Annotated in this window: 23 protein-coding genes and 1 riboswitch; of the genes, 13 read left to right on the top strand and 10 right to left on the bottom strand. The window is 70.0% G+C overall.

From position 1 onward, the window contains the following. Positions 1-61: 61 nt before the first annotated feature. From QNA09_RS15340 to QNA09_RS15330, 3 genes are read left to right on the top strand one after another with little or no spacing between them, the layout of a single operon-like run. Entirely contained in the window at positions 62-3322 is a 3261-nt protein-coding gene (locus QNA09_RS15340) for an error-prone DNA polymerase (protein ID WP_040272411.1), read from the top strand. Positions 3323-3333: 11 nt separating this feature from the next. After that, complete coding sequence (locus tag QNA09_RS15335) at positions 3334-4173, top strand: DUF4349 domain-containing protein (RefSeq protein ID WP_010595531.1); 840 nt, start codon at positions 3334-3336, stop codon at positions 4171-4173. Beyond that, positions 4166-4474, top strand: a complete 309-nt coding sequence (locus tag QNA09_RS15330) for a rhodanese-like domain-containing protein (protein WP_010595530.1) — start codon at positions 4166-4168, stop codon at positions 4472-4474. Before QNA09_RS15335 ends, QNA09_RS15330 begins: the two co-directional genes overlap by 8 nt. 35 nt (positions 4475-4509) lie before the next feature. Here QNA09_RS15330 and QNA09_RS15325 read toward each other — a convergent pair whose 3' ends face one another. The 3 genes from QNA09_RS15325 to QNA09_RS15315 form a co-directional block, all read right to left on the bottom strand. After that, complete coding sequence (locus QNA09_RS15325) at positions 4510-4710, bottom strand: hypothetical protein (protein WP_010595529.1); 201 nt, start codon at positions 4708-4710, stop codon at positions 4510-4512. A 229-nt stretch (positions 4711-4939) separates the two neighbouring features. Continuing rightward, complete coding sequence (gene idi / locus QNA09_RS15320) at positions 4940-5461, bottom strand: isopentenyl-diphosphate Delta-isomerase (protein WP_040272413.1); 522 nt, start codon at positions 5459-5461, stop codon at positions 4940-4942. A gap of 124 nt (positions 5462-5585) precedes the next feature. Beyond that, on the bottom strand, positions 5586-6050 hold the full coding sequence (locus QNA09_RS15315; protein WP_010595527.1) for a tRNA (cytidine(34)-2'-O)-methyltransferase: 465 nt from the start codon (positions 6048-6050) through the stop codon (positions 5586-5588). A gap of 163 nt (positions 6051-6213) precedes the next feature. On the opposite strand from QNA09_RS15315, the gene QNA09_RS15310 reads away from it, so the two are divergent. Together QNA09_RS15310 and QNA09_RS15305 are read left to right on the top strand one after the other, a co-directional pair. Beyond that, on the top strand, positions 6214-7068 hold the full coding sequence (locus tag QNA09_RS15310) for a bifunctional methylenetetrahydrofolate dehydrogenase/methenyltetrahydrofolate cyclohydrolase (RefSeq protein ID WP_010595526.1): 855 nt from the start codon (positions 6214-6216) through the stop codon (positions 7066-7068). 4 nt (positions 7069-7072) lie between these two features. Beyond that, complete coding sequence (locus QNA09_RS15305) at positions 7073-7375, top strand: DUF3017 domain-containing protein (RefSeq protein ID WP_010595525.1); 303 nt, start codon at positions 7073-7075, stop codon at positions 7373-7375. A gap of 36 nt (positions 7376-7411) precedes the next feature. On the opposite strand, the gene QNA09_RS15300 is transcribed toward QNA09_RS15305, so the two are convergent. Beyond that, a complete protein-coding gene (locus QNA09_RS15300; RefSeq protein WP_029540125.1) occupies positions 7412-8512 on the bottom strand; it encodes a homoserine O-acetyltransferase in 1101 nt (366 codons plus the stop codon). A 23-nt stretch (positions 8513-8535) separates the two neighbouring features. Beyond that, on the bottom strand, positions 8536-9861 hold the full coding sequence (locus tag QNA09_RS15295) for a bifunctional o-acetylhomoserine/o-acetylserine sulfhydrylase (protein WP_308071964.1): 1326 nt from the start codon (positions 9859-9861) through the stop codon (positions 8536-8538). An 86-nt stretch (positions 9862-9947) separates the two neighbouring features. Then, positions 9948-10063, bottom strand: a riboswitch (SAM riboswitch). Between the two features lie 266 nt (positions 10064-10329). Here QNA09_RS15295 and QNA09_RS15290 point away from each other — a divergent pair. The 4 genes from QNA09_RS15290 (at position 10330) to yhjD (ending at position 14672) form a co-directional block, all read left to right on the top strand. Then, complete coding sequence (locus tag QNA09_RS15290) at positions 10330-11547, top strand: NADP-dependent isocitrate dehydrogenase (protein WP_010594845.1); 1218 nt, start codon at positions 10330-10332, stop codon at positions 11545-11547. A gap of 85 nt (positions 11548-11632) precedes the next feature. Further along, the gene (locus QNA09_RS15285) at positions 11633-12436 is read left to right on the top strand and encodes an exodeoxyribonuclease III (RefSeq protein WP_208643849.1); all 804 of its coding nucleotides are present in this window, start codon (positions 11633-11635) and stop codon (positions 12434-12436) included. Between the two features lie 72 nt (positions 12437-12508). Continuing rightward, positions 12509-13549: a tryptophan--tRNA ligase gene (gene trpS / locus QNA09_RS15280; RefSeq protein ID WP_040272418.1), complete on the top strand. Its 1041-nt coding sequence runs from the start codon at positions 12509-12511 to the stop codon at positions 13547-13549. A 58-nt stretch (positions 13550-13607) separates the two neighbouring features. Beyond that, a complete protein-coding gene (gene yhjD, locus QNA09_RS15275; RefSeq protein ID WP_040272420.1) occupies positions 13608-14672 on the top strand; it encodes an inner membrane protein YhjD in 1065 nt (354 codons plus the stop codon). On the opposite strand, the gene QNA09_RS15270 is transcribed toward yhjD, so the two are convergent. Further along, positions 14617-15213: a TetR/AcrR family transcriptional regulator gene (locus QNA09_RS15270; RefSeq protein WP_026137506.1), complete on the bottom strand. Its 597-nt coding sequence runs from the start codon at positions 15211-15213 to the stop codon at positions 14617-14619. The two genes, yhjD and QNA09_RS15270, sit on opposite strands and share 56 nt — an antisense overlap. Positions 15214-15335: 122 nt before the next feature. On the opposite strand from QNA09_RS15270, the gene QNA09_RS15265 reads away from it, so the two are divergent. Further along, positions 15336-16343, top strand: coding sequence for an NADP-dependent oxidoreductase (locus QNA09_RS15265; RefSeq protein ID WP_010594840.1), 1008 nt, complete (start codon positions 15336-15338; stop codon positions 16341-16343). 89 nt (positions 16344-16432) lie between these two features. Then, positions 16433-17473 (top strand): NAD(P)-dependent alcohol dehydrogenase, encoded by a 1041-nt coding sequence (locus tag QNA09_RS15260; RefSeq protein WP_010594839.1) that lies wholly within the window; start codon positions 16433-16435, stop codon positions 17471-17473. Positions 17474-17531: 58 nt separating this feature from the next. Here the strand turns inward: QNA09_RS15260 and QNA09_RS15255 are convergent, their stop codons facing one another. From QNA09_RS15255 to sdhC, 4 genes are read right to left on the bottom strand one after another with little or no spacing between them, the layout of a single operon-like run. Next, positions 17532-18308 carry a succinate dehydrogenase iron-sulfur subunit gene (locus tag QNA09_RS15255; protein WP_003935736.1) on the bottom strand — a complete coding sequence of 259 codons (777 nt, stop codon included), beginning with the start codon at positions 18306-18308 and terminating at the stop codon, positions 17532-17534. Further along, positions 18308-20059, bottom strand: a complete 1752-nt coding sequence (gene sdhA / locus QNA09_RS15250) for a succinate dehydrogenase flavoprotein subunit (protein ID WP_003935735.1) — start codon at positions 20057-20059, stop codon at positions 18308-18310. Before sdhA ends, QNA09_RS15255 begins: the two co-directional genes overlap by 1 nt. Before the next feature lie 15 nt (positions 20060-20074). Continuing rightward, complete coding sequence (locus tag QNA09_RS15245) at positions 20075-20515, bottom strand: succinate dehydrogenase hydrophobic membrane anchor subunit (protein ID WP_010594838.1); 441 nt, start codon at positions 20513-20515, stop codon at positions 20075-20077. A 1-nt stretch (position 20516) separates the two neighbouring features. After that, complete coding sequence (sdhC, locus tag QNA09_RS15240) at positions 20517-20921, bottom strand: succinate dehydrogenase, cytochrome b556 subunit (protein ID WP_072786530.1); 405 nt, start codon at positions 20919-20921, stop codon at positions 20517-20519. Between the two features lie 253 nt (positions 20922-21174). On the opposite strand from sdhC, the gene QNA09_RS15235 reads away from it, so the two are divergent. Together QNA09_RS15235 and QNA09_RS15230 are read left to right on the top strand one after the other, a co-directional pair. Beyond that, on the top strand, positions 21175-21597 hold the full coding sequence (locus tag QNA09_RS15235; RefSeq protein WP_026137505.1) for a cytidine deaminase: 423 nt from the start codon (positions 21175-21177) through the stop codon (positions 21595-21597). Further along, on the top strand, positions 21590-22873 hold the full coding sequence (locus QNA09_RS15230; RefSeq protein WP_017679621.1) for a thymidine phosphorylase: 1284 nt from the start codon (positions 21590-21592) through the stop codon (positions 22871-22873). The genes QNA09_RS15235 and QNA09_RS15230 overlap by 8 nt, the downstream gene beginning before the upstream one ends.

The following is a 22873-nucleotide window of genomic DNA, read 5'->3' as shown; positions in this document are numbered from 1 at the left end:
GCCGCGCAATTCGAACATATGTACGATGAGCGAGGACGGTCGAGCCGAAGGCGGTGCGGGGATGGGCTGGGGGAGTGGGCCGCCGACCTGGTCGGAGCTCGAACGCGTGTTGTCGGGCCGGCCCCGGCGCGACGTGGAATTCCCCGGTGACGGCAGCGACAGTCCCGCCTGGTCGCGCACCCGCGGAGAGTACGAACCGCGCGTCCGGCCGCCCGACGGGCCCGTCGTGCCCTACGCCGAACTGCACGCCCACTCGGCGTTCAGCTTCCTCGACGGTGCTTCCGGTCCCGAGGAACTCGTGGAGGAGGCGGTGCGTCTCGGCCTCGAAGCCGTTGCGCTCACCGACCACGACGGTCTCTACGGCGTCGTGCGCTTCGCCGAAGCTGCCCGCGAACTGGGGATGCGCACCGTGTTCGGCGCCGAACTCTCCCTCGCCGCCGGAGCGCCGGACGAGACGCACCTCCTGGTCCTCGCGCGCGGGCAGGAGGGGTATCGGCGGTTGTCCCGCGAGATCGCCGCCGCGCATCTGACCGGTGGGGAGAAGGGCCGGCCGCGCTACGACTACGACGCGCTCACCGATGCGGCCGGCGGGCACTGGCAGATCCTCACCGGCTGCCGCCGCGGGCACGTCCGCCGAGCCCTCGAGGTCGGGGGCCCCGAGGCGGCCGAGACGGCCCTGTGCGACCTCGTCGAGCGCTTCGGCGCCGACCGGGTCACGGTCGAGCTCACGCACCACGGCCTCCCCGAGGACGGCGAACGCAACGCGTTGCTCGCGGAACTCGCCGATCGCCGAGGTCTTTCGTGCATCGCCAGCACCGCGGCCCACTACGCCACGCCGGACCGCCGGCGACTGGCGACAGCGCTGGCCGCCATCCACGACCGGCAGAGTCTCGACGAAGCCGCGGGCCGGCTCCTCCCGACCGGGGGCGCCCACCTGCGTTCCGGCGCGGAGATGGCGCACCTGTTCGCCGCCCACCCCGGTGCGGTCCGCCGGGCCGCCGAACTCGCCCGGGACTGTGCGTTCGACCTGCGGCTCATCGCCCCGAACCTGCCCCCGTTCGACGTACCCGAGGGGCACACCGAACTCAGCCGGCTGCGCGAACTCGCCCTGCACGGGGCGCGGCACCGTTACGGCACCCCCGAGGACGATCCGGCGGCCTACCGGCAGATCGAGCACGAACTCGATGTCATCGGCCGGCTGAACTTTCCCGGCTACTTCCTCGTGGTGCACGACATCGTCACCTTCTGCAAGGACAACGACATCCTCTGCCAGGGGCGAGGTTCGGCCGCCAACTCTGCCGTCTGTTACGCCATCGGCATCACCAACGTCGACCCGGTCCGCAACGAGCTGCTCTTCGAACGCTTCCTGTCCCCGGAACGCGACGGACCCCCCGACATCGACATCGACATCGAGTCCGACCGGCGGGAGGAGGCCATCCAGCACGTCTACGCCAAGTACGGGCGGACCCACGCCGCTCAGGTCGCGAACGTCGTCACCTACCGCGGCAAGTCCGCCGTCCGCGACATGGCGCGGGCCCTCGGCTACGCGCAGGGCCAGCAGGACGCCTGGAGTCGCCAGGTCACCAGGTGGCACGGCGTGGAACAGGAGACCGACACCGACATCCCCCCGTCCGTCCTCGCACTCGCCGCACAGGTCGAAGGACTGCCGCGCCACCTCGGCATCCATTCCGGCGGGATGGTGATCTGCGACCGTCCCGTCGCCGACGTGTGCCCGGTCGAATGGGCCCGGATGGCGGGCCGCACCGTGCTGCAGTGGGACAAGGACGACTGTGCCGCCGCGGGACTGGTGAAGTTCGACCTGCTCGGGCTGGGCATGCTGTCCGCGCTGCACTACATGATCGACCTCGTCGCCGAGCACGAAGGAGTCACGGTGGATCTCGCTCGTCTCGATCTCGCGGAGGAAGGGGTGTACGAGATGCTGCGCCGCGCCGACGCCGTCGGGGTCTTCCAGGTCGAGTCCCGCGCGCAGATGGCCACCCTCCCGCGCTTGAAGCCACGCGTCTTCTACGACCTGGTGGTCGAGGTGGCGCTCATCCGGCCGGGTCCCATCCAGGGCGGGTCCGTGCACCCGTACATCCGGCGCCGCAACGGGCTCGAACCCGTCACCTACGACCATCCCTGCCTCGAGAAGGCCCTGAAACGCACCCTCGGGGTGCCGCTGTTCCAGGAGCAGCTCATGCAGATGGCTGTCGACGCCGCCGGGTTCACGGCGGCCGAGGCCGACCGGTTGCGCCGGGCGATGGGGGCCAAGCGTTCGACCGCGAAGATGGAACGGCTGCGCGGCCGGCTCTACGACGGCATGCGCGAGCGGCACGGCATCACCGGCGACGTTGCCGACCGCATCTACGAGAAGCTCTATGCCTTCGCGAATTTCGGTTTCCCCGAGAGTCATTCGCAGAGCTTCGCGGCCCTGGTGTTCTATTCGGCGTGGTTCAAGCTGCATCATCCGGCGGCATTCTGTGCGGGCCTGCTGCGCGCGCAGCCGATGGGGTTCTACTCCCCGCAGTCCCTCGTCGCCGACGCCCGCCGTCACGGTGTCGTGGTCCACGGACCGGATGTGAACGTGAGCCTCGCCCATGCCACCACCGAGAACCGCGGCCGGGACGTGCGTCTCGGCCTCGGCGCGGTCCGCCACCTCGGTGACGCGCTCGCCGAACGGATCGTCGCCGAGCGCACGGCGCACGGCCCCTACGCGTCGTTCCCGGAACTGTCCCGGCGGGTCGAGCTGAGCACCGTCCAGGCCGAGGCCCTCGCCACGGCGGGAGCCCTCGGGGGCCTCGGTATCACCCGCCGGGAGGCGCTGTGGTCGGCGAGCGCGGCTGCGGCGCAACGGCCGGACCGGTTGCCCGGCGTCGGCGCGTCGACGCAGGCCCCCGCACTGCCCGGCATGAGCGATGTCGAGCTGGCCGCCGCGGACGTGTGGGCGACGGGGATCTCCCCGGACAGCTATCCCACCCAGTTCCTGCGCCCGCAGCTCGACGCGCTCGGCGTCGTGCCGGCGGCGCAGCTGCTGCAGGTCGCCGACGGGGCGCGGGTGCTCGTGGGGGGCGCGGTCACGCACCGGCAGCGACCCGCGACCGCCGAGGGCGTGACCTTCCTCAACCTCGAGGACGAGACCGGGATGGTGAACGTGGTGTGTTCCGTGGGGCTGTGGGCGCGGTACCGCACGCTCGCGCACACCGCACCGGCGCTGCTGGTACGCGGACGGGTGCAGAACGCGGAGGGAGCGGTGACGGTGGTCGCGGACCGGTTGCAGCGCATGGATCTGCGCATCACCGGAAAGTCCCGCGACTTCCGTTAGCATCCTGCGGCATGCGACGCCCGCTGGTGATCCTGCTCGCCCTGCTGTTCCTCGCCGGATGCGCCGGAGGCGGCGAGGGGGCGGGTGACGGAACCGCGGCCGCACCACCGCAGCCGTCCCTGTCCGACGGCACCCGCGAATCGGCACCTGCGGACGCGCAGCCCACTTCGCGCAAGGAGATCGTCACCGGGCACCTGGTGCTGCGTGCCGGCGATCCGGTCGCTGCCGGACGACAGGTGGTGACGCTCGTCGAGGCGGCCGGCGGCCGGGTGGACTCGGTCACCGAGCAGCCGGGCGCCGCCAGTGTGCTGACCGTCCGGGTGCCGGCGGACCGGCTCACCGGGACGATCGAGGACATCCGCGGGCTCGGCGACGTGACCAGCCTGACCACCACCCGCGAGGACGTCACGCTCCAGTACACCGATCTCGAGGCGCGGATCGCGGCCCTGCAGTCGTCGGTGGACCGGTTGCGCGCGCTGATGGCCTCGGCCGCGACCACCGCCGACCTCATCGAGGCAGAGAACGCGCTGGCGCAGCGTCAGAGCGAACTCGACGGTCTCGTCGCCCAGCAGCGCTACCTCGCCGACCAGATCGAGCTGTCCACGCTGACCGTGGAGATCTCGGCGGAGCGCCGGGCGGACCGGGACAGTTTCGTGGACGGGGTCCTCGCCGGATGGGGTGCGTTGCGCTCGGCGCTGGCCGGGTCGGTGGTCGCTCTGGGGGTCGCGTTACCGTGGGTGGGGTTTCTCGCCGTGTGCGCAGCCGTCGTCTACGTGGTCGTCCGGCTCGTCGCGCGGCGGGGCAGACCGGAACCAGTCCCGAACCCGGAGAGGAACGACCAGGATGCGTGAGGTCGGCCTGGCCACCCTGGACACCGCGCTCGCCGCCGGTGCCCCCGTCATCGACGTCCGTGAGCGCGACGAGTACCTGCAGGTGCGGGTGCCCGGGGTGACGCTCATCCCGCTCAGCGAGTTCGTCGCCCGCGCCGACGAGATTCCGGACGCGGACACGGTCTACGTGATCTGCGCGGTCGGTGGACGCAGTTCGCAGGCCGCCGGCTATCTGGTCGGACGTGGCATCAACGCCGTGTCGGTGACCGGCGGAACCGTGGCCTGGCAGCAGTCCGGCCGCGACGTGGAAGTCGGGGTCTGACCGGGCGCGCTCGCACGGGAGCGTCCGGCCTGCCGTCAGATCGCGGCGGCGACGATCGCCACGGCGCCTGCCACGATGGCGGCGAGGGCGACGGCCAGCAGCGCGGAACCGACCATGGCCACGGCGACGAGCGCACCCACGACCGTGAGGACGCCCGTGAGGGCGACGCCTGCGTGTGGATCCTCGAGCAGTGCCGACGGATTCTTCGGACGGTGGGGAAGATGTGGTGCCGCCATGTCTGTTCTCCGAGTCGTTCGTCCGACTGCCGGGCGGCGAGCGCGTCGCCGGGTGCCCCGGAATCGGTCCGGATACCGAGAGTCCCCGGCGCCGGTGTCACGGCCGACGCGGGAAAATCACGAAATGATAACGACGTATAACGATTCGATGCGGAGTCCGTTCTTCGTGCAGCGCAACGAGAGGCGGGACACCGACGTCCGGGCCGTCGCCCGGGACGGAGCCGCCGGCCTACCGGGCCAGCGACGGTAGCACCGCGCCGAGGACGTGCGGCATCCACGGCGCGAACACCTGGGGGGACTGCTCCACGTCGCGCACGACCTCGGTGAGGGACTGGAACCGCACCTCGGCCACCTCGCTCGGGACGGGACGGGGCGCCGTGTGCACGCGTCCGACGACGACGTGGTCGAATTCGTGCTCCATGAGCGACGAACCCGGATCGTGGGCGGAGTAGACGACCGAGGCCACCTCTCGCAGGCCCGACGGGTGCACACCCAGTTCCTCCCAGCTGCGCCGGGCCGCGGCCTCGAGCACGCTCTCACCCGGGAGCGGATGCCCGCAGCAGCTGTTGGCCCACAGGCCGGCGAAGTGGTATTTGTCCAGGCTCCTGCGCTGCAGCAGGACGTTGCCGTCGGCATCGAGCAGAAACGCCGAGAATGCGCGATGCAGCGGAGCCGGAGGGCGGTGGGCTGCCACCTTCTCGGCCGTTCCCACTTCCCGACCGTCGCGGTCGACCAGCACGACAAGAGTCACGACGTCTCCACCTCCCCGTTCCACGTTCCCACAGTTGCGGCGTTTCCCCACGACGAGGCTCCGCGCGGCGTCGAAGGGGATTCGGGGCCGTCCCCGGCGTGGATGGGTCCGTTGCCCGGCCGGTTCAGACGGCCCCCGCGAAACCGTGCTGACGCCACGCCTCGTACGTGACCACCGCCGCCGCGTTCGACAGGTTCAGCGAGCGCCGGCCCGGCAGCATCGGAATCCGCACCCGGGTCGTGACGTGGGGATCGGCGAGCACCTCGTCGGGCAGTCCCGTGGGTTCCGGCCCGAAGAGGAACACGTCGCCGGGCCGGTACTCGAGCGCGGCATACGACACGCTCGCATGTGCGGTGAATGCGTACACCCGCTCCGGCCGCAGCGCGGCCCACGCGGTCTCGAGGTCCTCGTGCACGCTCACCGACGCCAGATCGTGGTAGTCCAGGCCCGCACGCCGCAGTTTCGGCTCGGAGAGATCGAATCCGAGCGGCTCCACCAGATGCAGCTCGCAGCCGGTCCCGGCCACCATGCGGATCGCATTACCGGTGTTGGGTGGGATGCGCGGCTCGTAGAACATCACTCGGAACACCGATTCAGCTTGCCAGCCGCACCTCCGGCGGTGCCGCCGGGGACCGTCCACGCCCGGGGCGGACGGCCGTGCGGTGCCGGACGCGCGGCTGTCCGGGTACGCGAGCACCTCCGCCGGTGAGGCTGCGTCCGACGTTGCCGGGCGACCTGAGACAATGGTGGTCGTGACTGCGACGATCCTGGACGGCAAAGCGACCCGCGACGAGATTTTCGAGGACCTGAAGGCCCGCGTGGCCGCGCTGAAGGCGAAGGGCATCACCCCCGGGCTCGGCACCGTGCTCGTCGGCGACGACCCGGGATCCGCGGCGTACGTGCGCGGCAAGCACAACGACTGCGCCAAGGTCGGCATCAACTCGATCCGCCGCGACCTGCCCGCCGACACGACGCAGGAGCAGCTCGACGCGGTGATCGACGAGCTGAACGCCGACCCTGGCTGCACCGGCTACATCGTGCAGTTGCCGCTGCCGAAGCACCTGGACGAGAACGCCGCGCTCGAGCGCATCGATCCCGACAAGGACGCCGACGGTCTGCACCCGATCAACCTCGGCCGCCTGGTTCTCGGCAAGGAGGCGGCCCTGCCGTGCACGCCGCGCGGCATCGTGCATCTGCTGCGCCGGTACGAGGTCCCGATCGCGGGTGCCCACGTGGTGGTGGTGGGCCGCGGCGTCACCGTCGGCCGCCCGATCGGGTTGTTGCTCACCCGCCGCAGCGAGAACGCGACGGTCACCCTCTGCCACACCGGCACGAAGGATCTCGCGGCGGAGGTGCGGCGTGCGGACATCGTCGTCGCCGCTGCGGGTGTGCCGGGACTGATCACCGCGGACATGGTCAAGCCGGGTGCGGCGGTCCTGGACGTGGGGGTGAGCCGGACCCCGGAGGGCCTGCGCGGCGACGTGGCCGCCGACGTCGGCGACGTGGCCGGGTTCCTCTCGCCCAACCCCGGTGGCGTCGGACCCCTGACCCGTGCGTTCCTGCTGGCGAACGTGGTCGAGCGAGCCGAACAGCTCGCCGGCCGCTGAGCCCGTGGTGCACCTGGCCGGCGCGGAGCGCTGGTTGCGGCTGGCCCGGCGGAACCTGCCGCTGCTGGCGGTGACGGTCGTCATCGCTGCGGCGGTGATCCTCGTGGTGGCGGACCGGTGGCGTCGTGGCGCGTTCGTCTTCGGCAGCGCCACCCTGCTCGCCGGTCTGCTGCGCCTGTGGGTCCCCGAGGACGAGGTCGGGGTGCTCGCCGTGCGCAGCCGGGCCTTCGACGTGTCCGCGCTCCTCGTCGTGGGCGGACTCGTCATCGCGCTGGCGGTCTCGATCGATCCGCTCGGCACCGGATGAGCCGCCGGGCCGCGGCGGCCCGGCGGCGCGCGGCCCTCAGCCTCGTGCGAGGGTGACGAGCTCGGTCAGGAGTTTGGCGACGGCGCCGGCCTCGGTGAGGAAACCGTCGTGACCGTCCCGGGACTCGAGGACGCGCAGCCCGTCGCAGCCCGGCAGGCCGTCGGCGATCTCCTGTTGCAGGCGCAGCGGATACAGGCGGTCGGAATCCACACCGGCGACGATCGTCGGTACCGGGGTGGAGCCGAGTGCCGCGGCCACACCGCCCCGCCCGTGTCCGACGTCGTGCCGATTCATGGCCTGGGTGAGCGCGACGTACGTACCGGGGTCGAACCGCGCGACGAGTTTGTCGGCCTGGTGCTCCAGGTAGCTCTGTACCGCGTATCGCCCTCCGTTCCAGGGGTTTTCGCTTCCCTGGGGGGAGTTCGCGAAGCGGGTGTCGAGTTCGCCCTCGGTCCGGTAGGTCAGGTGCGCGATCCGCCGTGCGATGCCCAGCCCGGTCCGCGGCACACGTCCGGTTCCGTAGTAGTCCCCGCCCTGCCAGTCCGGGTCGGCGGTGATGGCGGCGATCTGCGTGGTCTGGGTGCCGATCTGGTCGGCGGTGGCGCGGGCCCCGACGGCAAGGACGAGGGCCGCCTGCACCCGTTCCGGATACCCGATGATCCACTCGAGCGTCCGCATGCCGCCCATCGACCCGCCGGTCACGGCCGCCAACCTGTCGATGCCGAGCGCATCGGCGAGCGCGACCTCGGCGGCGACCTGGTCGCGCACCGTGATGCCGGGGAACCGGGAGCCCCACGCCTTGCCGTCCGGGGCGGGCGAACCCGGTCCGGTGGTGCCGCGGCAGCCGCCCAGCACGTTCGTCGCCACAACGCACCACGTGTCGGTGTCGATCGGCGCGCCCGGACCGACCATCCCGGTCCACCAGCCGGGCGACGGGTGTTCGGGTCCGGCCGGCCCGGTCACGTGCGAGTCCCCGGTGAGGGCGTGTTCGACGAGGACGACGTTGTCGCGTGACGGCGACAGCCGGCCCCATCGCTGCACCGCCACCGTCACGTCGGGCAGGGTGGCGCCGGACTCGAGCGTCAGCGGCCCGATGTCGACGGTCCCGAGACGGCCGTCCTCCGGCGGCAGTTCCACGTGGCGCCGGTCGACGCGCGCCGTCAAGACGCGACCGCCTCGAGGCCGGTGGTGAGGTCGGCGAGGATGTCGTCGATGTGTTCGATGCCGACGGCGAGGCGGACCTGGCCGGGGGTGACGCCGGCGGCGAGTTGTTCGGCGGCGGTGAGCTGGGAGTGGGTGGTCGAGGCGGGGTGGATGACCAGCGAGCGCACGTCGCCGATGTTGGCGACGTGGCTGTGCAGGGTCAGCGCGTTCACGAACTTCTTGCCGGCGTCGACGCCGCCGGCGAGTTCGAAGGTGACGATCGCGCCGGTCCCGCGCGGGGCCAGAGCCCGGCCGCGCTGGTGCCAGGGGGAGGAGTCGAGGCCGGCGTAGGCGACGGCGGTGACCTCGGGGCGGCGGGCGAGGAAGTCGGCGACCCTGCCGGCGTTGGCGACGTGGCGTTCCATGCGCAGGCTCAGGGTCTCGAGGCCCTGGGCGATGAGGAAGGCGTTGAACGGGGAGACCGCGGCGCCGAGGTCGCGCAGCAGTTGCACGCGGGCCTTGAGGGCGTAGGCGGGGGCGCCGAGGTCGGCGTAGACCACGCCGTGGTAGCTGGGGTCGGGGGTGGTGAACTGGGGGTGGCGGGCCGTGCCGTCGGGTCCGGCGGCGGTCCAGTCGAAGGTGCCGCCGTCGACGATGACCCCGGCGATGGCGGTGCCGTGGCCGCCGAGGTATTTGGTGGCCGAGTGCACGACGATGTCGGCGCCGTGCTCGAGGGGGCGGATCAGGTAGGGGGTGGCGACGGTGTTGTCGACGATCAGCGGCAGGGCGTGCTCGTGGGCGACGGCGGCGACGCCGGGGATGTCGAGGAGGTGGTTTTTGGGGTTGGCGATGGTTTCGCCGTAGAAGGCGCGGGTGGTGGGGCGGACGGCGGCGCGCCACTGGTCGAGGTCGTCGGGGTCGTCGACGAAGGTGACCTCGATGCCGAGGCGGGGCAGGGTGTAGTGCAGCAGGTTGTAGGTGCCGCCGTAGAGGTAGGGGCTGGCGACGAGGTGGTCGCCGGCGGCGGCGAGGTTGAGGATGGCGTAGGTCTCGGCGGCCTGGCCGGAGGCGAGGAGCAGGGCGGCGACGCCGCCCTCGAGGGCGGCGATGCGTTGTTCGACCGCGTCCTGGGTGGGGTTCATGATGCGGGTGTAGATGTTGCCGGGTTCGGTGAGGCCGAACAGGGCGGCGGCGTGGTCGGTGTTGTCGAAGGTGTAGCTGGTGGTCTGGTAGATCGGCAGGGCGCGGGCGCGGGTGTCGCCGCCGGCGGGCTGTCCTGCGTGGATCTGCTTGGTCTCGAAGCTCCAGCCGTCTTCGCGCCGGGTGTTCTCGCTGTCGGTCATGATGTCCTTACTGGCCGTGGTCGGGAGGTCGGGGCGGCTAGTGACGACAGCTCATGATCACAACCCTCATGACGAATACCTCCATCGGACCGGCTTGTCGTGCGGCGTGTCGCCGGACGACCGGGTCATCACCCGGAGCACCCCACCCTGGCCGGAGGGTTGCCGACCAGCAAGCCGGGGCTTCACGCTGGTACTCATGACCTGGCGCGAGTCTAGCGGCTCGGACGGACGCTTCGGTAGGCGACCCGTGCCTGCCGGGAGAGGGCGCCTGAGCAGGTGAAAGTTACCCGCGGGTAGCCGGGGGTGCGCTTGGCGGACCGGGGCGATAGCAGTACGCTCGTCTTGTTTGGACCGTGTTCCGCACGTGTGAGCACGCCATAAATGGTTCATTGAGCCGACCACGATCGCACCCACAAAGTGGGATCGACTTGGGACCAGGGACACTTCCTAGGAGGACGCGAAGCGCACATGTCCAAGATCAAGGTTGAAGGAACGGTCGTCGAACTCGACGGCGACGAGATGACCCGCATCATCTGGCAGTTCATCAAAGACAAGCTGATCCATCCCTACCTGGATGTGAATCTCGAGTACTACGACCTCGGCATCGAGCACCGCGATGCGACCGACGACCAGGTCACCGTCGATGCGGCCAACGCCATCAAGAAGCACGGCGTCGGCGTCAAGTGCGCGACCATCACTCCCGACGAGGCCCGGGTCGAGGAGTTCGGCCTGAAGAAGATGTGGCGCTCGCCCAACGGCACGATCCGTAACATCCTGGGCGGCACCATCTTCCGTGCCCCGATCATCATCTCGAACGTGCCGCGCCTGGTGCCGGGCTGGACCAAGCCGGTCATCGTCGGCCGTCACGCCTTCGGCGACCAGTACCGCGCCACCGACTTCAAGGTCGACCGCCCGGGCACCGTCACCATCACCTTCACGCCGGAGGACGGCTCCGAGCCGATCCAGCACGAGGTGTGCCGGATTCCCGAGGACGGCGGCGTCGTCATGGGGATGTACAACTACAAGAAGTCCATCCAGGACTTTGCGCGGGCCTCGCTGTCCTACGGCCTGCAGCAGAACTACCCGGTCTACCTCTCGACCAAGAACACGATCCTCAAGGCCTACGACGGCATGTTCAAGGACGAGTTCCAGCGGATCTACGAGGAGGAGTTCAAGGCGGAGTTCGACGCCGCCGGACTCACCTACGAGCACCGTCTCATCGACGACATGGTCGCTTCCTCGCTCAAGTGGGAGGGCGGCTACGTCTGGGCCTGCAAGAACTACGACGGTGACGTCCAGTCGGACACCGTCGCGCAGGGCTACGGTTCGCTGGGCCTGATGACCTCCGTGCTCATGACCCCGGACGGCAGGACCGTCGAGGCCGAGGCCGCGCACGGAACCGTCACCCGGCACTTCCGGCAGCACCAGGCCGGCAAGCCGACGTCGACGAACCCGATCGCGTCGATCTTCGCCTGGACCCGTGGTCTCGAGCACCGCGGCAAGCTCGACAACACCCCCGAGGTGATCGAGTTCGCCCAGCAGCTCGAGGACGTCGTCATCAAGACCGTCGAGGCCGGCCAGATGACCAAGGACCTCGCCCTGCTCATCGGGCCCGAGCAGGCATGGCTGACCACCGAGGAGTTCCTCGCCGCGCTCGACGAGAACCTCCAGAAGGCCCGCGCCTGACGCACGGACCGCACACGACGGGACGCCCCTGCCGGGGGCGTCCCGTCGTCGTTCCGGGTCGGGACCGTCCGCTACGGTGACCGGCGTGCCTCATGTCGTCTCCACCGTCAACGTCAACGGTGTCCGTGCCGCCGCCGGCAAGGGTCTGCTCGCCTGGCTGGCCACCGAGCCCGCCGACATCGTGTGCCTGCAGGAGGTGCGCGCCACCGAGCAGCAGTTCCACGCGGCGATCGCGCCGGCCCTCGATGCCGGGTGGTACGTCGTGTCGGCCGAATCGGAGGTCAAGGGCCGTGCCGGGGTGGCGATCCTGTCCCGGCGCCCCGCCGACTCCTCGCGCGTCGGGTTCGACGAGGACGAGTTCGCCGCCTCCGGACGGTACGTCGAGGCGGACTTCGGCGATCTGACCGTCGGCAGTCTGTACCTGCCCACCGGGGAGGCCGGCACCCCGAAGCAGGAGGAGAAGGAGCGGTTCATGGCGTCGTTCGCGGCGCACCTGAACCACCGCGCCGCCGAGGCCGAGGCCGCGGCCCGGCACATGGTGGTGTGCGGGGACTGGAACATCGCCCACACCGAGCGTGACATCAAGAACTGGAAGGGCAACGTGAAGAAGTCCGGGTTCCTGCCCGGCGAGCGCGCCTGGCTCGATGCCCTCCTCGCCGAAGGCCGCTGGGTCGACGTGGTGCGCGCCCTGCACCCGGACGTCGACGGCCCGTATTCGTGGTGGTCCTACCGCGGCAAGGCGTTCGACACCGACGCCGGCTGGCGGATCGACTACCACCTCGCAACGGCCGGGCTGGCCGCCCGGGCGAAGGAGGCCCGCGTCGAGCGGGCCGCCACCTATGCCGAGCGCTGGTCGGACCACGCCCCGGTCACCGTGCAGTTCCGTTGACCCGGGCGGACCCCGCGATCGGAGCCGACCTCCCGGGAGTGTCCCTCCACGCACGTGAAAGTATCGACAACCATGGCGAGCACTGCAGAACAGAACACCACCACGCCGACCGCCCGGCCGCGGGTGCTGTCGGGTATCCAGCCGACCTCCGATTCGTTCCATCTCGGGAACTTCCTCGGCGCGCTGCAGCAGTGGGTTCCGTTGCAGGACGAATTCGACGCCTACTACTTCATCCCCGATCTGCACGCGATCACCGTGCCGCAGGATCCGAAGGGGCTGCGACGGCGCACTCTGCGCGCGGCCGCTCAGCTGCTCGCCGTCGGCATCGATCCGGACCGGTCGGTGCTGTTCGTCCAGAGCCAGGTACCCGAGCACGCCGAGCTGGCGTGGGTGCTGAGCTGCATCACCGGCTTCGGTGAGGCGAGCCGGATGACGCAGTTCAAGGACAAGTCCGCCAAGGAGGGCACCGAGCACGCCAGCGTCGGTCTGTTCACCTACCCCGTGCTGATGGCGTCCGACATCCTGCTGTACCGGCCGCAGCGCGTGCCGGTGGGGGAGGATCAGCGTCAGCACCTCGAGCTGACCCGTGACCTCGCGCAGCGGTTCAACACCCGGTTCGGCAAGACGTTCGTCGTTCCCGAGCCGCAGATCATCAAGGGCACCGCCAAGATCTACGACCTGCAGAACCCCACGGCGAAGATGAGCAAGTCCGCGGCCACCCCGGCCGGCCTGATCAACCTGCTCGACGATCCGAAGGTGTCGGCCAAGAAGATCAAGTCGGCGGTGACGGACAACGAGCGCGAGATCCGCTTCGACCCCGAGAACAAGCCCGGCGTGAGCAACCTGCTCACCATCCAGGCCGCGCTGTCCGGCCGGCCGGTCGACGAACTCGTCGCCGGCTACGCGGGCAGGGGGTACGGCGATCTCAAGGCCGACACCGCGGAGGTGCTCACCGAGTTCGTCGTGCCGCTGCAGGCGAAGGTCGACGAGTACCTCGCCGACGAGGCGGAGCTGCTGCGCATCCTGTCGACCGGTGCCGATCAGGCCCGCGAGGTGGCTTCCCGGACACTCGGGCAGGTCTATGACAGGGTGGGATTCCTGCCCCGCAAGTAGCCGGGGCGTGCCCCGCGCACAGCCCGGGGCGGCGGAACGCGGAAGGAGCTGCCCACCGATGGCCGACGATTCCACCGAACCGTCGAAACCGGGGTTTCTCGAGCGGCAACGAGCGGCGCATCCGTCGCTCGACCACCTGGTACGGGCCGGCCTGCGGTACCAGGAGCAGAAGGGCGACTACTACGCCGCGGGAATCACGTACTTCAGTGTGCTGTCCCTGATTCCCATCCTGATGCTGTCGTTCTCGGTGGCCGGTTTCGTGCTCGCGGGCCGGCCCGAGACCCTCGAGCAGCTGCAGACCGCGATCGCCCAGAACATCCCCGGCGAGCTCGGCGCGACGGTGCAGGGCCTGGTGGACTCCGCGATCGCATCCCGCAGCGCGGTGGGAACCGTGGGCTTGCTCACCGCCGCGTACGCGGGGATCGGCTGGATCACCAACCTGCGGGACGCGCTCACGGCGATGTGGGACCATCCGCATGTCAAGGACGGGTTCGTGCGCACCAAGGTCAACGACGCACTGACCCTCCTCGGCCTGGGACTCGCCATCGTGGCGTCGCTGGCCCTGTCGGCCGCGAGCAGCGGACCCGTCATGGACCTCTTCGTCGGGGTGCTGCGGCTCGAGAACGTGCCCGGCATCGGGGTGGCGCTGACGGTGGCGACGATCGCCCTCGCCGTGTGCGCGACGTGGTTGCTGTTCACCTGGGTGATCGCCCGGCTGCCCCGGGAACCCGTCACCTTCCGCAGCGCGATGCGGGCCGGCCTGCTCGCCGCCGTGGCGTTCGAGGTGTTCAAGCAGGTCGGCTCGATCTACCTCTCCCGGGTCACCAGCGGTCCCGCCGGGGTGGCGTTCGGCCCGATCCTCGGCGTGCTGGTGTTCGCGAACCTGACCGCCCGGATGCTGCTGTTCGCCACGGCGTGGGCGGCGTCGTCCAAGGAGAATCTGGTCCTGGCCCACGTGCCGCCCCCGGAGCTGGCTCGGATCACGCCGCGGGTGGAGGTGCACGAGGGTCCCGGCCTGCGCGGCGGTCTGGCGCTCGTCGGTGCCGGTGCGGTCGGCGGGGTCCTGCTCAGCGAGCGCTCGCGCGCCATTCGTCGAGCTGTGCGAGCGCGGTTTCGGCGGTAGCGACCGCCTCGTCCCGGTCGACGCGGGCGAGCAGCAGCGTGCTCAGCGACAGCGACGCCAGCACCCGCACCCGGTGGGCCAGCGTCTCGCCGTCGGCGGCGGGATCGAGGGCGCGCAGCGCGTGGGCGAACGCGGTCGCCAGCTCGGTGCGGTAGGCGGCGACGACCGCGCGTTGCGCCTCGTCGTGCGCGGCGAGGCCCGCGGCGCTGTTGAGCAGCAGGCAGCCGCGGCGCGGCGAGTCGTCCGGCAGGGCCGCGACGGTGCGGGCCAGCGCCCGGAAGTAGCGTGCCGCCGCATCGGCGGCGACGGGTTCGTCGGTGAGGACGCGCAGCCGGGGACGCACGACACGGTCGAGGTAGTCCCGCACGGCGGCGTCGAACAACCCGCGCTTGCTGCTGAAGGCGTTGTAGAGACTCGACCTGTTCAGGCCGGTCGCCCGCTCGAGCTCGGGGACGGACGTGGCTTCGAAACCCTTGTCCCAGAACAAATCCCGCGCTCTTTCCACGACATCGGTGGCGTCGAACCCCGGTGGCCGTCCCATGCGTCCTTCCGATCCCCCGTTGTGCAATGACCGGTCCAGTATATATTGGAAAGGTCAGTTCAATACTCCGGAGCCGCCGGGACTGTCCCGGCGGCTCGATACGTGAGGAAGGTTCACACCCGGTGACCTCTAGCACCCAGATCCAGCTGGTCCGGCGCCCCGTCGGCTGGCCGTCGCACGACGACTTCCGCACCGTGACGGCCGACCTGCCCGACCTCGGCCCGAACCAGGTCCGCGTCGTCAACGAGTTCGTCTCGGTGGACCCCTACATGCGGGGACGGATGAACGACGTGAAGTCCTACATCCCGCCGTTCGCCCTGGGGGAGACCATGACCGGCGGCGCCGTCGGCCGCGTCGTGGAGTCGACGTCGCCGGCCCACCCCGTCGACTCGGTCGTACTGCACGATCTGGGCTGGCGCGACGTCGCGCAGGGCGACGCCGCCGCCTTCCGCGTGGTCGACGAGCTGCCGGGGGTCCCGAACTCCGCCTACCTCGGCATCCTCGGGCTGACGGGACTGACCGCCTACGTCGGTCTGATGCACATCGCCCGCATGCAGCCGGGGGACACCGTCTTCGTCTCCGGGGCCGCCGGGGCGGTGGGCACCGCCGCCGGACAGATCGCCCGGCTCGAGGGAGCGAGCCGGGTGCTCGGCTCCGCCGGCTCCGAGAGCAAGGTCGCGATGCTCACCGAGCGCTACGGCTACGACGACGCGTTCGACTACAAGTCGGCGCCCGTGCGGCGTCAGCTGCGCCGGGCCGCGCCCGACGGGATCGACGTGTACTTCGACAATGTCGGGGGCGACCATCTCGAGGCGGCCCTCGACGTCCTGCGCGACGGCGGCCGGGCCGCCCTGTGCGGCGCGATCGCCTTGTACAACAACACCGAACGCACGGCGGGCCCGGACAACATGGCCAACATCATCACCCGCGGCCTGACCCTGCAGGGCTTCACCCTCGGCCACTACACCCACGTCTTCCCCGAGTTCGCGGCGAAGATGGGGCCGTGGCTCGCGGCCGGCGACGTGGTGTTCGACGAGACGATCGTCGACGGCATCGGCAACTCGGTCGATGCCTTCCTCGACCTCATGCGCGGGCGCAACGTCGGCAAGATGCTCGTCCGAACCGCCTGACGTCCGGAGCCGGAACGGCCGGCGTCGTGCAGCGGAAGATTCGCTCCAGTGCCGGGCGGGCGCACCTTCCCGGCCGTAGAGTCGGGCGCATGAAAGCCCTCCAGTACACCGAGATCGGCTCCGAGCCGGTCGTCGTCGACGTCCCCACCCCGGCGCCCGGGCCGGGTGAGATCCTGCTGAAGGTCACCGCGGCCGGCTTGTGCCACTCGGACATCTTCGTGATGGACATGCCGGCAGAGCAGTACATCTACGGTCTTCCCCTCACCCTCGGCCACGAGGGCGTCGGCACCGTCGCCGAACTCGGCGCCGGCGTCACCGGATTCGAGACGGGGGACGCCGTCGCCGTGTACGGGCCGTGGGGGTGCGGTGCGTGCCACGCGTGCGCGCGCGGCCGGGAGAACTACTGCACCCGCGCCGCCGAGCTGGGCATCACCCCGCCCGGTCTCGGCTCGCCCGGGTCGATGGCCGAGTACATGATCGTCGACTCGGCGCGCCACCTCGTCCCGATCGGGGACCTCGACCCCGTCGCGGCGGTTCCGCTCACCGACGCGGGCCTGACGCCGTACCACGCGATCTCGCGGGTCCTGCCCCTGCTGGGACCCGGCTCGACCGCGGTCGTCATCGGGGTCGGCGGACTCGGGCACGTCGGCATCCAGATCCTGCGCGCCGTCAGCGCGGCCCGCGTGATCGCCGTCGATCTCGACGACGACCGACTCGCGCTCGCCCGCGAGGTCGGCGCCGACGCGGCGGTGAAGTCGGGCGCCGGGGCGGCGGACGCGATCCGGGAGCTGACCGGCGGTGAGGGCGCGACGGCGGTGTTCGACTTCGTCGGCGCCCAGTCGACGATCGACACGGCGCAGCAGGTGGTCGCGATCGACGGGCACATCTCGGTGGTCGGCATCCATGCCGGCGCCCACGCCAAGGTCGGCTTCTTCATGATCCCGTTCGGCGCGTCCGTCGTGACGCCGTACTGGGGCACGCGGTCCGAGCTGATGGACGTCGTGGACCTGGCCCGTGCCGGCCGGCTCGACATCCACACCGAGACGTTCACCCTCGACGAGGGACCCACGGCCTACCGGCGGCTACGCGAGGGCAGCATCCGCGGCCGCGGGGTGGTCGTCCCGGGCTGACACGACGACGAAGGCTCCGCACTCGGATCGAGTGCGGAGCCTTCGTCGGGTACGGGGATCAGCGAGCGAACAGCAGCGCGCGCTTGACCTCCTGGATCGCCTTCGTCACCTGGATGCCGCGCGGGCACGCGTCGGTGCAGTTGAAGGTGGTGCGGCAGCGCCACACGCCCTCGACGTCGTTGAGGATGTCGAGACGCTCGGCGGCGCCCTCGTCACGGCTGTCGAAGATGAACCGGTGCGCGTTGACGATGGCGGCGGGACCGAAGTAGCTGCCGTCGTTCCAGTACACCGGGCACGAGGTGGTGCAGCACGCGCACAGGATGCACTTGGTGGTGTCGTCGAACCGGGCACGGTCGGCCTGCGACTGGATCCGCTCGCGGGTGGGCTCGTTGCCCGTGGCGATGAGGAACGGCTTCACGGCGCGGAACGCGTCGAAGAAGGGCTCCATGTCGACGACGAGGTCCTTCTCGACCGGCAGGCCGCGGATCGGCTCGACGGTGATGGTCACCGGCTTGCCGTCCTTGGGCAGCATGTCCTTCATCAGGATCTTGCAGGCCAGGCGGTTGACGCCGTTGATCCGCATGGCGTCCGAGCCGCACACCCCGTGCGCGCAGCTGCGGCGGAACGTGAGGGTGCCGTCGAGGTAGCCCTTCACGTAGAGCAGCAGGTTGAGCATGCGGTCCGACGGCAGCGCCGGAACCTGGAAGCTGTCCCAGTGCTGACCCTTGCCGTCCTCGGGGTTGAACCGCGCGATCTTGAGGGTGACCATCGTGGCGCCCTCGGGCACGGGTGGCAGGTTCGAGACGTCGGCTTCGTTCTTCTCGAGGGTTGTCATCAGTACTTCCGCTCCATCGGCTCGTAGCGGGTCTGCACCACCGGCTTGTAGTCCAGGCGGATGGGGGAGATCAGCTCCGTCCCCTCCTTGTAGGCCATGGTGTGCTTGAGGAACTTCTCGTCGTCGCGCTTCGGGAAGTCCTCGCGGGCGTGACCGCCGCGCGATTCCTTCCGGTTGAGCGCACCGGCGACGGTGACCTCGGCCATCTCGAGCAGGAAGCCCAGCTCGACGGCCTCGAGCAGGTCGCTGTTGTAGCGCTTGCCCTTGTCCTGGACGGTGATGTTCTTGTACCGCTCCTTCAGCGCGTGGATGTCCTCGAGCGCCTTGGTGAGCGTCTCCTCGGTGCGGAACACCGAGGCGTTGTTGTCCATGGACTGCTGCAGCTCGCTGCGGATGTCCGCCACGCGCTCCTTGCCGCCCGCGCCCAGGATCCGCTCGAGCCACTCCACGACGTTGCGGGCCGGGTCCTCCGGCAGGTCCACGTGGTCGTGGGTGTTGGCGTACTCGGCCGCGGCGATGCCGGCGCGACGGCCGAACACGTTGATGTCGAGCAGCGAGTTGGTGCCGAGACGGTTGGCGCCGTGGACGGAGACGCAGGCGCACTCGCCCGCGGCGTACAGGCCCGGGACCTCGTCCTCGTTGTTGCGCAGCACCTCACCGTTGATCTTGGTGGGGATGCCGCCCATCACGTAGTGGCAGGTCGGGTACACCGGCACGAGCTCGGTGACGGGGTCGACGCCGAGGTAGGTGCGGGCGAACTCGGTGATGTCCGGGAGCTTCTCCTCGAGGACGTCCTCACCGAGGTGCGTCACGTCGATGTAGACGTAGTCCTTGTTCGGGCCGGCGCCGCGGCCCTCGAGCACCTCGAGCACCATCGAGCGGGCGACGATGTCGCGGGGCGCGAGGTCCTTGATGGTGGGGGCGTAGCGCTCCATGAAGCGCTCGCCGTCGGCGTTGCGGAGGATGCCGCCCTCGCCGCGCACGGCCTCGGAGATCAGGATGCCCAGGCCCGCGAGTCCCGTCGGGTGGAACTGGTGGAACTCCATGTCCTCGAGCGGCAGGCCCTTGCGGAAGATGATGCCCATGCCGTCACCGGTGAGGGTGTGCGCGTTGGACGTCGTCTTGTACATCCGGCCCGAGCCGCCGGTGGCGAACACGATCGACTTCGCGTGGAAGATGTGGATCTCGCCGGTGGCGAGCTCGTAGGCGATGACGCCGGTGGCGACGGGACCCTCGGGGGTCTGCGTCAGCGAGATGTCGAGGGCGTAGAACTCGTTGAAGAACTCCACGTCGTGCTTGACGCAGTTCTGGTAGAGCGTCTGCAGGATCATGTGACCGGTGCGGTCGGCCGCGTAGCAGGCGCGCCGTACCGGGGCCTTGCCGTGGTCACGGGTGTGGCCACCGAACCGGCGCTGGTCGATCTTGCCCTCGGGGGTGCGGTTGAACGGCAGACCCATCTTCTCGAGGTCGAGCACCGCGTCGATGGCCTCCTTGGCCATGATCTCCGCAGCGTCCTGGTCGACGAGGTAGTCGCCACCCTTGACGGTGTCGAAGGTGTGCCACTCCCAGTTGTCCTCCTCGACGTTCGCGAGGGCGGCGCACATGCCGCCCTGCGCGGCGCCGGTGTGGCTGCGGGTCGGGTAGAGCTTGGTCAGAACTGCGGTGCGGGCGCGGGGACCGGCCTCGATGGCCGCACGCATGCCGGCGCCGCCGGCACCGACGATGACCACGTCATAACGATGTTCCTGCATGAAGTGGTAGCTCCCCTAGCTCGCAACGATGTTGGGGTCGAAGGTGAAGATCACATAGGTGCCCAGGCCCATGATCAGGATCATCGACACGACCAGGATCGTGTTGAGCCAGAATCGGGTCGAGTCCTTGCGGGAGTAGTCCGCGATGACGGTGCGCAGGCCGTTGCCGCCGTGGAGCTGCGCGAGCCAGAGCATCGACAGGTCCCAGAACTGCCAGAACGGGCTGGACCAGCGTCCGGCGACGAATGCGAAGTTGATGCGGTGCACGCCCTCGTCCAGCATCAGCATGATGAACAGGTGGCCGAGCACCAGGATGATCAGGGCGAGACCGGACAGGCGCATGAACAACCAGGCGTAGAGCTCGAAGTTGTTCTTTGCGGCGCGGCGCGGGGAGCGCGGATTGTCGAGGCTGGCCGGGCGGTCGTACGCCGTGCCGAGAGTCTTGGCTTCAGTCATCTCAGTGCCCCGCAAACATGTTGTAGAAGATGCGACCGGCGGCCGGGATCATCACCACGAACCAGATCGCCAGGACCGTCCAGAGCATCACCCGCTGGTACTGCGGGCCCTTGGACCAGAAGTCCACGAGCATCACGCGCAGGCCGTTGAGGGCGTGGTAGAGCACCATCGCCACCAACCCGAGCTCCATGAGACCGACGACGGGATTCTTGTAGGTCTCGATGACACTGTCGTAGGTCTCGGGATTCACCCGGACGAGTGCCGTGTCCAGGACGTGGACGAAAAGGAAGAAGAATGTCGCCACGCCTGTGATCCGGTGCAGAACCCAGGACCACATGCCCGGGTCTCCCCGGTAAAGCGACCGTGTGCGCCCCGGTGCGGGAGCGGCTTCAGTCGTGCTGCTCATCGAGTGCTGTGCCTCCAACGTCAATGGTGGACGCGTCGAGCCTCTCCAGCCTCTGGGGGATTCCGCAGCACGGGCTCGACGTGAACCTGAACCGACTTCGACCGACTTTAGTCCTATCCGAAAGTCGGGAACTAATTCGCGTGGCGGTTCGTACGGCCGCCAAATAACAAGTTAGGTATGCCTTTCCAACTGTGATCTGGCCCGGACGGGGCGGTGGACCGTGGAATCGGCCACCGTGACAGGATGGGCAACCATGCCGGACGTAGACTGGAAAACCTTGCGCGCCAAAGCACATGAGGTGATGGGCCGCGCGTACGCACCCTACTCCCGTTTCCCGGTGGGGGCTGCGGCGCTCGTGGACGACGGACGGATCGTCGTCGGATGCAATGTGGAAAATGTCTCACACGGAGTGGGCCTGTGTGCCGAATGTGTACTGGTCGGTAACTTGATCTCCGGTGGTGGCGGGCGGTTGCGCGCCGTCGCCGTCTGCGACGCGCGTGGGGCCGTCCTGAGCCCGTGCGGGCGCTGCCGGCAGATCCTCGCCGAACACGGCGGTCCCGAACTCGAGGTCGACACGCGTCGCGGTCCGCGGCCCCTCTCCGAACTGCTGCCGGACGCGTTCGGGCCCGGTGACCTGGACGCGGTGCGCGAGGCGGGAGGGACCGATCGTGCCTGACGCCCTGTCGATCATCACCCGCAAACGGGACGGCAAGGAACTCGGCGGCGCCGAGATCGACTGGATCATCGAGGCGTTCACCCGTGGTGTCGTCGCCGACGAGCAGATGGCGGCCCTCGCGATGGCGGTCTACTTCCGGGGCATGACGCGCGCCGAGACCGCCCGCTGGACCACCGCCATGATCGACTCGGGCCGGCGTCTCGACTTCACCGGACTGGGCCTGCCCACCGTCGACAAGCACTCCACCGGCGGCGTAGGCGACAAGATCACCCTTCCGCTGGCTCCGCTCGTCGCTGCCTGCGGCGTCGCAGTACCCCAGCTCTCCGGCCGCGGACTCGGCCACACCGGCGGCACCCTCGACAAGCTCGAGGCGATTCCCGGCTGGCGGGCGGAACTGAGCACCGCCGAGATCGCCGAAATCCTCGCCGACCCGGCGGTGGGTGCAGTCGTCTGCGCGGCCGGCGCCGATCTCGCCCCGGCCGACCGCCGCCTCTACGCCCTGCGCGACGTCACAGGCACGGTCGAGTCCATCCCCCTGATCGCCAGCTCGATCATGAGCAAGAAGATCGCCGAAGGCACCGGCGCCCTCGTCCTCGACGTCAAGGTCGGCTCCGGGGCGTTCATGAAGAACCTGGGCGACGCCCGCGAGCTCGCCCGCACCATGGTCGAGCTGGGCGAGGACGAGGGGCTGCACACCACCGCGCTCCTCACCCGGATGGACGTCCCGCTCGGGCGCACCGCCGGCAATGCCCTCGAGGTGCGCGAGGCCGTCGAGGTGCTCGCCGGCGGCGGCCCGTCGGACGTGGTCGAGCTGACCCTCGCCCTCGCCCGCGAGATGCTCGCCGCCGTCGGTCGCGACGACGTCGACCCCGCAGACCGGCTGCGCGACGGCACCGCCATGGACCGGTGGCGCGCGATGATCGCCGCGCAGGGCGGTGACCCCGACGCGCCGCTGCCCGCGGCCCGGTACACCGAGGAACTGCGCGCACCCGGCGACGGCGTGCTGGCCGAACTCGACGCGATGGCGGTGGGCGTGGCCGCATGGCGACTCGGCGCCGGCCGGGAACGGCAGGGCGAACCCGTGCAGGCTGCGGCGGGGATCGAGCTGCACGCGAAGCCGGGGGACCGGGTCCGCGCCGGGGACACGATCGCCACCCTGCACACCGACACCCCGGTGAAGTTCCCCGCCGCGATGGCGACCCTCGGCGAGGGCGTGCACATCGCCGATTCCGCGCCGGCGACACGACCGCTCGTCGTCGAGCGGATCACCGCCTAG

It is taken from the genome of Rhodococcus sp. AH-ZY2, from assembly GCF_030916465.1.
GTDB lineage: Bacteria > Actinomycetota > Actinomycetes > Mycobacteriales > Mycobacteriaceae > Rhodococcus > Rhodococcus ruber.
The sequence above is the reverse complement of the archived record's forward strand: the minus strand, read 5'-3'. Positions and strand labels throughout refer to the sequence as shown.